This window comes from Desulfosalsimonas sp. (genome assembly GCF_046483245.1).
GTDB lineage: Bacteria > Desulfobacterota > Desulfobacteria > Desulfobacterales > Desulfosalsimonadaceae > Desulfosalsimonas.
On record NZ_JAWODO010000163.1, the window covers coordinates 1 to 10,840 of the forward strand.

Here is a 10,840-nt window from a genome sequence, read left to right on the forward strand (position 1 = left end):
CTTGACAAAAATCAGGCTTTTAGTATTGATATGGATCAGGAAAAGATCCGGCCCAATTGTCCGGGTCTGGATTTAAAAAAATCACAAACGATTCAAAAGGGGCGGGTTTGAAAATCGATATACCGGGATACGGCATCCTAAATCTCAAATACGTGGTCATGGATTATAACGGCACCCTGGCAGTGGAGGGCCGGGTTGTGGCCGGGGTGGACAGAGCCCTGGAAAACCTGGCCGGTGAGCTGGAACTGCACGTGCTGACTGCCGATACCTTTGGCAAGGCGGCCGCAGAGCTTAAAGCCATGCCCTGCAGGCTTTCAATTCTGCCTGCAGGCGACCAGTCGGCAGCCAAGCGCGATTATGTCAGGCAGCTGGGGGCGCAAAACACCGCTGCCATTGGAAACGGCAGAAACGACCGGCTCATGCTGGCCGAATCCGCCCTTGGCATCTGTGTTTTGCTCGATGAGGGCGCCTGCGTGGAGACCGTCAATGCCGCAGACGTGCTTTGCCCCTCCATCCTTTCGGCCCTGGGGGTGCTGGCCAGCCCCCTGCGTATCAAAGCCACCCTGAGAAGCTGATGAATCCCTTCTGGGTCGTTCTTATTATAGTGCTGGGCTTGGTCTATATCATCAGCCCGGTGGATCTGGTGCCGGATTTTTTCCCCATTGCCGGCAGACTCGATGATCTCGGGCTGGTGGCCTTGCTGATTTATTACCTGAAAACCGGTCGCTGGCCCGCGTTTATTTCCCGTATTGCCGGCTGGCTTTTCGGAACGGGCAGTTCGGGGGCGGGAAAATCCCAAAATCAGGGCCGGGCCGCCGGCGGCAAACAGCAGACGGCCGGCAAAAAGGACCCTTATGCAGTGCTGGGCCTTTCAGCCGGTGCATCCAGCCAGGAAATCCACGAGGCTTACCGCCGGCTGGCCCACCAGTATCATCCCGACAAGGTCTCACATCTCGGGGAGGAATTCCAGGAACTGGCCAGGCAGCGGTTTCTGGAAATCCAGGAGGCTTACGAGACCCTGACCGGCAAGACCCCTTAGGTTCTTTTGTCTGTTGAATAGCAAAGATTTGCCAGAAAGCAGTTTTCGCATTCGGGTTTTCTGGCCTTGCAGATCTGCCGGCCGAAAAAGATCAGGTTCAGGGAAAAAGCGTTCCATTCCTTTTTGGGGATCACCGCCATGAGATCGGCCTCGATTTTTTCCGGATCCTTGTTGCGGGTCATATCCAGGCGGCGGGAGATGCGTGCCACGTGGGTGTCAACCACCATGCCGGGAATGCCGAAGGCCGCTCCCAGAACCACGTTTGCGGTTTTGCGTCCCACGCCGGGCAGCGATACCAGATCCTCCAGGTTGCCGGGCACCCGGCCGTTGAAGCGTTCTGCCAGATCCCGGGCGCAGTTTTGGATATGCTTTGCCTTGTTTTTGTAAAACCCCGTGGGCCGGATCAGAGCTTGGATCTCTTTGAGGTCGGCTTCGGCAAAATCATTAGGTGTTTTGAATTTTTCAAACAAGGGACCCACAACCGCATTGACCTGCCGGTCGGTGCACTGGGCCGAAAGAATGGTGGCCACCAGCAGCTCAAACGCATTGTTGTGTTTCAACTGCGTCTTGACATCCGGGTATTGGGCCCTTAATATCTGTCGAATTTCGCGTATGCGATTTTTTTTTCCGGTCATGTGAAACAGGCCTGTTGATTTTGTGGTTTGTCAGAGCGGGAAGCACATCGCCCTGGTGGCACGGCACTGGATAAAAAATTTGAATTTGTTGACCCATCAATAAAAATTGATATGAATTACTGTAGCGCCACAAATATTTTGGCTTTTCATAGCACGGATTGCAGCAAAAAAAAAACAAGAGCCCTGGGGCTTTGCTCCGGGGGGCTCGACAGCATCCTGGCCGGTCTTGTGCTCCGCCGTCAGGGCATTGACGTGGTGTGGATCAGCTTTGAAACCCCTTTTTTTGACGCGGAAAAAGCCCGGGCCGCAGCCGCGCAGACCGGCATTGAGCTGATTGTGAAAGATATCACGGATCGCTATCTTCCCATGCTGGCGGCGCCGCCGGCGGGCTACGGCCAGTTTGTCAATCCGTGCATGGACTGCCATGCCCTGATGTTTCGCATTGCCGGGGAAATGATGGAAGAACTTGGCGCGGATTTTCTTTTTTCCGGAGAGGTGGTGGGTCAGCGGCCCATGAGCCAGGTCAAGCCGTCTTTGCGATACGTGGAAAAACGCTCTGGCTATGACGGATATATCCTGCGCCCGCTGTCGGCCAAAAATCTGCCGGTTACATTCATGGAAGAAAAGGGGCTGGTGGACCGCGATCAGCTCTGTGATTTTTCCGGCCGGTCCAGAAAGCCCCAGATGGCGCTGGCAAAACAGTTGGCCATCACCGATTACCCGGCTCCGGCCGGCGGGTGTCTGCTGACGGATGCCGGGTTTGCCGGGCGGTTAAAGGACCTGATGGCCCACAGGCAGAAATGGCCCAGGCGGGAGCTGGATTTGCTTAAATACGGCCGGCACCTGCGCCTGGATGCCGGGACAAAGCTGGTGATGGGCCGCAACAAGGCGGAAAACGAGCAGATCGAGCGCCTCTATGACCCGGACGCAGACAGCCGCATCCGGATGAATCAGATGGCCGGGCCCCTGGGCGTCATCGTGGAACACACCGCCGGTGCCTGCATCCTGCAGGCCGCGGGCATATGCGCCGGCTACAGCAAGGCCGCGGGAGATCAGCCCGCGGAGGTGGAAGTGACCCTGCCGGGCAAAGCTTGCCAGGTAATTTCCGTTATTCCCATAAATCCCGAAATTGCAAGCCAATGGATGATATTGCCATGCAAATAACAAAAATTGTTTCAGGCGGCCAGACCGGCGCAGACCGGGCCGCCCTGGATTTTGCCATTGAATACGATATGGACTACGGCGGCTGGATGCCCGAGGGGCGCATGGCCGAAGACGGTCCGATTCCGGACCGCTACGGGCTGAGCGAATTGCCCGGCGGCGGCTATCCCCAGCGCACGGAAAAAAATGTCGAAGATTCCGACGGCACGCTGATTGTCAGCCGGGGGCCGCTGTCCGGTGGTTCTCTTTTGACATTTGAGCTTGCGCAAAAACACGGCCGGCCCTGTGTCCATGTGGACCTGGAAACCATTATCGTCTTTGATGCGGCCATTGATGTTTACGAGTGGTTAAGGGGCCACGAAGTTCATGTGTTAAATGTGGCCGGCCCCCGGGCCAGCAAGGATGAGGGCATTTACGAGCTGACCTGGAACCTGCTGGAGATGGTGCTGCACATGGATGCCATTTCCGGGGCCATGCCCAATGCTGCGGAGTTTTTGCCCGGCCGGGAGGATGCCGCGGATTCGGACAACAAACTGCCGGCAACCGTGGATGAAGCCGTGAATCTGCTTTTGGAACGCCTGACAGCAAAAACCAAGTCCCGGGTGGCAAGCCGGCCGGGCGATGATCTGGCCGGCTTAAAAGACATCCTTGGCGAACCGATCCTTGAAGAATTCGGCCTGGATGCCGGGAACCCGGCGCTGCTGGAATCCTGCCGAAATCAGGCGGGAAAACCGGATCTGGATGCTTCCGGTGCGATGCGCGTGATCATCCGGAAGTTGTGGGAGCGGCTGCGGCAGATGGGTCATCTGCGCGTGGTCAAGTAGACTCCCGGGTGTCTATTGCATCATTGCCGCCGCTTCCCGGACCCGGGAGTCTTTATCGTTTTTGAGCGCATCGATCATTTGCCGCGCCCGGGATCCGGGCGTCCTGGAGACGGCGTAAGCCGCTGCGATGCGCACGCGGGTCGGATAAAGCCTTTTTTTAAACACCCGTCGCTGTGAAAACAAGATTTTTTCCAGGGACGGGAGGAACCGGTCGCTGGCGTGCTGGCTCATAGCCCGGCACACGGCGCACAGTAGCTCCGGGGCGTTTTTCTTCTCCGCCAGTTCCGCCAGAATTCCGGCTGCTTGTGCTGATTTTCTCGTGCCCAGATGATTGATTGCCTCTGCTGCCAGTTCCGCATCCCGGCTGCCGGCCAGTTCACCGAGCAGGGATGTGGTTTCGGGCTTGTCAATTTTCTGGATGAGCCGGAATGCCGCCCGCCGGACATGTTGATTTGCGTCTGCCATGGTGTAGCGAAGCTCTGTGGTCAGCTCGGTTGTCACCCCGTCTATGATTTCCAGAATTTTTATTTTTGCATCTTCCCGGGTTTCATTGATCAGCGCGGACTTGAGCCGATCGGCGCCTGCCTGGCCGAAGTTGGCCAGCAGCCGGGCAGCCAGCCGCCGGACCCGGATGTCTTCTTCCTGGGTGATGATTTCAATGAGCATTGGGGTCATCCCGGTGCCCAGGGTGCTGATGAGCTGGCAGGCCTGCTGACAGCGTTGCCTGTCTGAAGCCTTCATGTCCGCCCGGAGTATGTCCACGATTTCCGTATCCAACTGCCGGCCAAGAACCCGGGGCCGGTCAGATGGTTCCATGCCACTTTCTGCGGTCAGCACCGGATGCTGCAGGAGCCGGGAGAAAATCCAGGCGGCTGCCGGGTATTCCCCGTAAAGAATCAGGGATGCCGCGCATTGATGGAGCCTGTCTGCGGCCTGGCGCACGGCGGGGCCGTGGGTTTCAGCCTCGATAAGCGGCATGAGCGCGCTGAGTACCAGCTTGAGATAAGCCCCGGCCGGCTGCCATCCGGGGGGATCCAGAACAGCGTAAAAGCGGTTGCGGATCCTGATTTTTTCCGTTTTGTCAGAAGCGGCATGCAAGTGGGCCAGCTGCTGCAAAATCCTTTTGACCTGTTCGGTTTTTCCTTTTAAAAACAGGTCCCGCAGCCGGGCGGCAAGCGCTTGATCATCCTCGCTGGACATGGGCTCGGTTGGGGCAGCGCTTTCCGGTCCGGACTCGTCAGCCGCTGTTTTTTCCCCGGCGGATGCGTGTTGATGGCCCTGTTCCTCTTCTGCTTCCGTTATTTCAGCCCTGGCGTGAATTTGCTGCTCATCGTAGAGGCGCTGATTGATCAAAAGACCCGATAGTTTGTGCTTGTTTGCCAGTTTCTGCCAGAACCCGGCCAGTTCATGCCGGTCAGGTAATTCAAAACAGGCCTGAAAAAACGTATTCAGATCATTTTCCGTTATCCCGGAACTCAGTGTCAGGCTCTGGATGCCGGTATGGGCCATGAAGCGGATCATGCCGTTATACAGGGCCTCAAAACCACTGGGATCCACCTTTGCCCCGTTGACGAGCAGGTTGTTTTTTACCCGGGAGAATACAATGATTGGCTGACTTGCAAAAACCGCCTGCAGCTCGCTCATGAGCATGCCCACCGCCTCCCGGGTGACAGGTCCGCCGGCGGGATACAGTCGGAATTTGCTGTAAGTGCCCAGAAATGCACCGATGATCCGTTGCGCCTGCCGGGTTTGTATATCTGAAGACCTTGCCGCTTCCTCAGGGGACGCATCCGGGATTTCCAGCGGGTCTTCTGCCGGGGCGTCTGATATTTCAATCCGTGTATAAGTCACCTGGCGGACATGCACGCAGGCAAGATCGTGCCGGTCTGCAAACCTCTTCCAGAATCCCGGCGGGATGGTTTTTCTGCCCGCCTGGCTGATTTCGTTGAGTACGCGCTGCAGCTCGGTTTCGGCTGTGCCGTATTTGAATATCAGGCTTTTGATTTCCATCCGGGAAAAAAGTGCCCGGATATTGGCGGAAACACCGGATGGGGCGGCATCCCGGATTTTTTCCCCGTTAATCCAGAGATCATCGCCTTCAACGGTGATGGAAACCTGGCTGTTGGTATAAAAGATTCGTTCCAGTATGCGCACCAGGTCCCTTGAGGCGGTGACAACCGATTTGCTGCCCGCCGGATAAAGCCGGGTGTTTCGCACAGCCACCAGCAGCGCACGGAGCAGGTGCGGCACCAGCTGCCGGGCCTGGGGGGGCAGGGGTTCATCGCCCAGTCCGGTTTCCGGGCCGGTTTCTTCCCGGTCAACAGCTTCCGGGTCAAAATCGGCGCTCCGGTTTTCGATCTCGTCTTCCCGGAACAGGTGCTGGTTCCAGTTGTCCTGGAATTCCTTGTACTCCCGGGCTTTTTCGATTTCATCAGACTGGCTGAAATGATGGGCCAGAAACGCGGCCGAAGGCAGCAGGTTCTGCTGGAACAATGATTCCTGGTAGATGGCGATCTGCTGGTGAAGCAGCTTTTTTTCCTCCGGGCTGATGCCGTCGTAAATAATGTCTCTGACCTGTTTGCTCGAAAATTTTATGTTTTCGTCATCTGCGGCAAATTCTGTTTCAACGATGCCCTGCTGTTCGGCATTGTCGATGATCTCATAGAGCCGGGCCGAGTAATCCCGGGTAATTCCGGCAAGCATGCTTAAAAACGTGGATTCGCCGAAAGCCGATGCCTGGTCCAGAAACCGCCGGCTGTCCTCGTCCAGGGAATTCATTTTTAGGCGGATGATTTCCTCCAAAGAGCGGGGGAAATACTCCTTGTCAAGGGGGGGTACCGTCCATTTGCCGTTTTTTTTGACAATATGGCCGTCCTGGATCATTTTTCTTATGATTTCGGTTAAAAATAAGGGATTTCCGCGGGTTACCCGGGCCATTTCCCGGCAAAGACTTCGGGGCAGATGGATGCCGGGGAATATGGCATCCAGGTGGGTTTCAATATCGGACTGGCTCAAGGGGGTCAGTGCAATATCCTGGATTTCCAGTTCTTCGGAGTAGGCGTTACGGAACAGGTCCAGGGCCACGGCTTCGCCGATGGTCTGTTTTTCCCGGGCGGCGGTGCCGCAGAAAAATATCGGGATCTGCCTGCTTTGCATCAGCATGCGGATCAGGTGCAGGGAGGCCGGATCGCAGTAGTGAAGATCGTCAACAAGCACGGCCAGGGGGCGGTCGCCGGCCAGGCGGATGACAAACCGGGTAAAGGATTCAAAGACGGCCACGCGCGCCTCAGGGTCATTTTCCGGCAGGGGGGGCTTTCCTTCCCGGATCTGGGGGATCACCTGGGCAAGCCGGTCGATTTCCGGATCATCTGCTTGTTTTAAAATGGACAGGCCCTTGTCCTCCAACCTGTTCATCAGGGCCATGGCAATATAGGCGGCCAGGTAATAGGGGCGAAAAGCCTCCTGGATGATCCCCTGGACCCGGACGGGCTGGAAATTTTCCTCCAGGTCCTTTTCAATTGTGTTCAGAAAGCGGGTTTTGCCGATGCCCGGGGCGCCGTCCACAATGACCATGCGGCTTTGGCCCTGGCCAAAATGCCGGAGTGATTCCCGCATCCTTGCCAGCTGGTCGCCCCTTCCGGCAAGGCCGGCATTTTCCAGGTATTGGATGGCGGTTCTGGGAAAAACGCCGGCATCGCTGACTTCCTCTGCATCCATGCACCGATCCCGGCCGGCTTTGCGGGCGGCATGCATGGCCGTGTCAACCTTGTGGATCAGATTTTTGATATCAGCGGCGTCTTCGGGCGCGCCGGCAATGCCGATACTCAGGCTCAGCGGTATCCGGGTTCCGGCGTCAGGGGCGGAAAAGGGTTGTCTGCGGATCTGATGCAGCAGCTTTTCAGCAATGCTGCGGGCTTCGGTTTTGTTGCGATCCGGCAGGAGCAGAAAAAAGCTGTCCCCGGCATAGCGCACGCAGACGCCATTTTCCGGAGCCGCTGCCCGGATGCTTTCAGCGGCATGGATCAGAACCTGATCCCCTGTGTTGTGTCCGTACTGGTTGTTGATCCGCTTGAAATAATCAATATTGATCATCACCAGGCTGGCCGGCCGACGGTCAAGGGCCTGCCAGTCAATGGCGCTCTGGCAGTGGTGAAACAGGTATCGCCGGTTGTTGAGACCTGTCAGCTCGTCTTCATAAATCAGGGCTGACGGGTTTTTGCCGACGTTTTGAAGGAAGTAGAGAAGTTTCTGGTATTTCATCCATCCCCCGGGTTGGACAGGCCTTTGTTGCCGGATTTTTTATTAAATCATAAGAAAAAATCAATTCAATAGCAAACAGATTATATAATGCCGGGCCCGGGTCATTTGTTTGCGCACCGGCCGGGGCGACGTTATGTTTTTGCAACCATCGTATCAACAGGGAGACGAACATGAAAACAGCAGCCGATATATTGCAGGAAAAACGGACCCAACGCCTGGTGTCCATGCCCCCGGGGTCCCTGGTGATCGAGGTGATCCGGCAGATGGCAATTCACAATATCGGATCCATGCTAATCGGAAAGGAAAGGCGGATTGCCGGCATATGGACCGAGCGCGACTTTTTGAACAATATGCTTGATCCCGGCTTTGACCCGCAGAGGGCTGTGGTGGAGGATTGCATGCATACCGATTTGACTTCGGTTCCCCCGGATACACCGTCGGACCGCCTTGAGGAAATGTTTCTGGGCCTTTTTGTCCGCCATATCCTGGTCATGGAAGACAATGAATGCATCGGCCTGCTTTCCATCGGCGATGTACTGCGTTCCGGCCTTTTGGAAAAAGACCGGAAAATCAGGGAACTCAATCGCATTGCCAGCTGGGAGTATTATGAGAATTGGGCCTGGCACCGGGGGCGGGCAGAGCGTTCCGGCACCAGGCAGGAAAAGAAATGACAGCCCGTCAGATTCTATCTGACGGGAGTTTAAATCAATGGCAGCCGCCGGACCCACCGCCGCAGGTGTGATTCTGGGTAAACTGCCGCAGCCGGCCGCTGATCAGGGCGTCCACGGCAGAGCCCACGGTCGGGGCTTGTTCACCGTAAAAGACCTCAATTCCCATTTGATTAAAACCCATAAGCGGACGCATGCCCATTCCCCCTGCCACCAGTTTCTGCACCTGCTTGTCAGCCAGATATTGGACCGGCGCCATGCACCCGCCCTGCTCATGGGGAATGTTGGGGACCACTTCCACGTTCTGGATTTGATCATTTTCCACTTCCACCAGGGTGTAGAGGTCGCAATGGCCGAAATGCGCTTCCAGGGGAGCTTCCAATCCGCCCGGCGCAGCCGAGGGGATCGCTATTTTCGTTTTCATGTCAGTTTGTTCCTTTTTGCTGAAGATGTTTTTTTGTGATGCTTGCCGCAGATTCCGGGTTTTGCGTTCTGCGCAAAATTTCACAACAAATTAGTTACTGGCCGGGGGCTTGTCAATTTCTTTTTTTTGCATATGCCGGCTTGAAAGAAACACGGAAAACCGGTAGAAGGATTTTTTGTATTTATTGACAAGCAATGCGTTTTTTAGAGGGAGTCGGAAATGTCTGCACAAAATGGGTTTGTTCCCCCGGCCGGGTTAAAAGGCCCGCACATCCAGTCGTTACTGGCAAGCGCCCGGTTCCGGGCGGCCAATACCGGTGCTGTGATCAATGATGCCCGGGAACATGTCCTGGAAACCAGCCAGGGCGCTCGTCTCCAGGGGTTTTATTCGCCCGGGCCGCAGCCCGGAAAAAAGGGCTTGGTGCTTTTGCTTCACGGCTGGGAGGGAAGCGCCCGGTCCACCTATGTCCGCACCACAACCAGGTACCTGTTTGACCGGGGATATGATATTTTTCGCCTGAATTTGCGGGATCACGGCGAAAGTCATCATCTTAACAAGGGGCTGTTTTTCGGAACCCTGTTTGACGAGGTTTTTGAAGCCGCACAACAGGTGGCAAAGCTGGCCGCAAACGTTCCGTTTTTCGTGGCCGGTTTTTCCCTGGGCGGCAATTACGCTCTTCGCATTGCCCGGGAGCTTTCGCGGCGCTCCATACCGGCAATCTGTCACGTGGTGGCTGTCAGCCCGGTGCTGGACCCGGGCCGGGCCACGGACGTGGTGGACCGGACGCTTTTCTACAGGTATTATTTTTTGAAAAAATGGAAAAAATCCCTGGTACGCAAGCAGCAGTTGTATCCGGATCTGTACGATTTTTCCGGCGTGCTGGCACACAACACCATCCTCGGGCTCACCGCAGATCTGCTTCCCCGCTGCAGTCCGTTTGACAAGCCGGCCGATTATTTCCGGACCTACACCCTCACCGGTGCAGCCCTGGAAAATATTGCCGTTGCCACCACCATCATCACTTCAAAAGATGATCCGATCATTCCGGTGCAGGATTTTTACGGATTGCGTTTAAATGACCTCGCGGACCTGATCGTGCATGCCCACGGCGGGCATAACGGCTTTATCCAGAACTACCGCCTGAATGCCTGGTATGAAAAGGCCATGGCTGAGATTTTTGCCCGATACGGCAATTAATCACTAAACCCCGCACACCCGGTCATCTGTGCATGCTTCCGGGTGCCGGGGTACTGCCGGCAGATTTCGGGCTTGACATCATGGATTCGGCAGATCCATCGGCCGGATCCATGATTTGGTTCTGCCGGGGTCAGCCACGGGCAGGTTTCTGAAAACCGACGGGTGCCGGGCTCCACCCACACGGCATAGGAGACAATCCGGCTGCCATGGCGGATTGTGGCCACCCGCTCCAGGATGTCGTTTCTTCCCAGGATCTGCCAATGCCGGTAATCGGCCGCAGACAGCTCATGGCGGTAATCCAGCACCCGGCAGCACTGGCCGCATTGTCTGCATGCAAACCCCTGCATGTCCGTGTCGATCCAAATCCCTGTTTTTTCCCCTTTGTCATTGCCGGCCACTTCGGCACGGATCTGAAAGGTTTTCCGGCATATTTCCGCCAGGACCTCGGCTGACGGGGGCGCATTTTCCAGTGCGTTGAGCAGGATTCCTCCCAGTTCCCGGGCTGTGGTGCGACGCATGCGGTTTTTGCGCCTGCGGCCCGGCCTGGATATCCACATGCAGTGGTAGCGGGGATCATCTGCGACCGTAATTTCCGGTCCCAGAATCAGTGGGCAGAGGTCCATGAAAAGGCG

General features: G+C 56.3%; 9 protein-coding genes and 2 pseudogenes. 7 read left to right on the forward strand and 4 right to left on the reverse strand.

Annotated features, from left to right (window positions below; genetic code table 11):
- Window positions 1–107: 107 nt before the first annotated feature.
- The 3 genes and pseudogenes from R6U41_RS13935 to R6U41_RS13945 all read left to right on the forward strand — a co-directional run.
- Complete coding sequence (locus tag R6U41_RS13935; protein ID WP_410270452.1) at window positions 108–575, forward strand: HAD family hydrolase; 468 nt, start codon at window positions 108–110, stop codon at window positions 573–575.
- Window positions 575–688, forward strand: a pseudogene (locus R6U41_RS13940) (YkvA family protein); the annotation flags it as partial. The gene R6U41_RS13935 and the pseudogene R6U41_RS13940, both read left to right, overlap by 1 nt.
- Before the next feature lie 171 nt (window positions 689–859).
- Window positions 860–1,024: pseudogene (locus tag R6U41_RS13945) on the forward strand (J domain-containing protein); the annotation flags it as partial.
- An 11-nt stretch (window positions 1,025–1,035) separates the two neighbouring features.
- Here the strand turns inward: R6U41_RS13945 and nth are convergent.
- A complete protein-coding gene (nth, locus tag R6U41_RS13950) occupies window positions 1,036–1,674 on the reverse strand; it encodes an endonuclease III (RefSeq protein WP_410270453.1) in 639 nt (212 codons plus the stop codon).
- A 111-nt stretch (window positions 1,675–1,785) separates the two neighbouring features.
- On the opposite strand from nth, the gene R6U41_RS13955 reads away from it, so the two are divergent.
- Both R6U41_RS13955 and R6U41_RS13960 read left to right on the forward strand, forming a co-directional pair.
- A complete protein-coding gene (locus tag R6U41_RS13955; protein ID WP_410270454.1) occupies window positions 1,786–2,838 on the forward strand; it encodes a tRNA 4-thiouridine(8) synthase ThiI in 1,053 nt (350 codons plus the stop codon).
- Entirely contained in the window at window positions 2,829–3,659 is an 831-nt protein-coding gene (locus tag R6U41_RS13960; protein ID WP_410270455.1) for a putative molybdenum carrier protein, read from the forward strand. Before R6U41_RS13955 ends, R6U41_RS13960 begins: the two co-directional genes overlap by 10 nt.
- Window positions 3,660–3,671: 12 nt before the next feature.
- Here the strand turns inward: R6U41_RS13960 and R6U41_RS13965 are convergent, their stop codons facing one another.
- Window positions 3,672–7,919: a diguanylate cyclase domain-containing protein gene (locus R6U41_RS13965; RefSeq protein ID WP_410270456.1), complete on the reverse strand. Its 4,248-nt coding sequence runs from the start codon at window positions 7,917–7,919 to the stop codon at window positions 3,672–3,674.
- Between the two features lie 170 nt (window positions 7,920–8,089).
- Here R6U41_RS13965 and R6U41_RS13970 point away from each other — a divergent pair, with 170 nt between their 5' ends.
- The gene (locus R6U41_RS13970; protein ID WP_410270457.1) at window positions 8,090–8,590 is read left to right on the forward strand and encodes a cyclic nucleotide-binding/CBS domain-containing protein; all 501 of its coding nucleotides are present in this window, start codon (window positions 8,090–8,092) and stop codon (window positions 8,588–8,590) included.
- Window positions 8,591–8,624: 34 nt separating this feature from the next.
- Here R6U41_RS13970 and R6U41_RS13975 read toward each other — a convergent pair whose 3' ends face one another.
- On the reverse strand, window positions 8,625–9,011 hold the full coding sequence (locus R6U41_RS13975; RefSeq protein WP_410270458.1) for a NifB/NifX family molybdenum-iron cluster-binding protein: 387 nt from the start codon (window positions 9,009–9,011) through the stop codon (window positions 8,625–8,627).
- Window positions 9,012–9,230: 219 nt separating this feature from the next.
- Between R6U41_RS13975 and R6U41_RS13980 the strand changes: the two genes are divergently transcribed.
- On the forward strand, window positions 9,231–10,208 hold the full coding sequence (locus tag R6U41_RS13980) for a YheT family hydrolase (RefSeq protein ID WP_410270459.1): 978 nt from the start codon (window positions 9,231–9,233) through the stop codon (window positions 10,206–10,208).
- Here the strand turns inward: R6U41_RS13980 and R6U41_RS13985 are convergent.
- Window positions 10,205–10,840 (reverse strand): YkgJ family cysteine cluster protein (locus R6U41_RS13985; protein ID WP_410270460.1); only part of this gene is annotated, 636 nt, incomplete at its 5' end. The two genes, R6U41_RS13980 and R6U41_RS13985, sit on opposite strands and share 4 nt — an antisense overlap.

What these genes read in the sequence shown, in the direction of transcription:
- nth (WP_410270453.1), bottom strand. Translation starts at nt 1,674, where the DNA reads ATGACCGGAAAAAAAAATCGCATACGCGAAATTCGACAGATATTAAGG.
- R6U41_RS13955 (WP_410270454.1), top strand. Translation starts at nt 1,786, where the DNA reads ATGAATTACTGTAGCGCCACAAATATTTTGGCTTTTCATAGCACGGAT.
- R6U41_RS13960 (WP_410270455.1), top strand. Translation starts at nt 2,829, where the DNA reads ATGCAAATAACAAAAATTGTTTCAGGCGGCCAGACCGGCGCAGACCGG.
- R6U41_RS13965 (WP_410270456.1), bottom strand. Translation starts at nt 7,919, where the DNA reads ATGAAATACCAGAAACTTCTCTACTTCCTTCAAAACGTCGGCAAAAAC.
- R6U41_RS13970 (WP_410270457.1), top strand. Translation starts at nt 8,090, where the DNA reads ATGAAAACAGCAGCCGATATATTGCAGGAAAAACGGACCCAACGCCTG.
- R6U41_RS13975 (WP_410270458.1), bottom strand. Translation starts at nt 9,011, where the DNA reads ATGAAAACGAAAATAGCGATCCCCTCGGCTGCGCCGGGCGGATTGGAA.
- R6U41_RS13980 (WP_410270459.1), top strand. Translation starts at nt 9,231, where the DNA reads ATGTCTGCACAAAATGGGTTTGTTCCCCCGGCCGGGTTAAAAGGCCCG.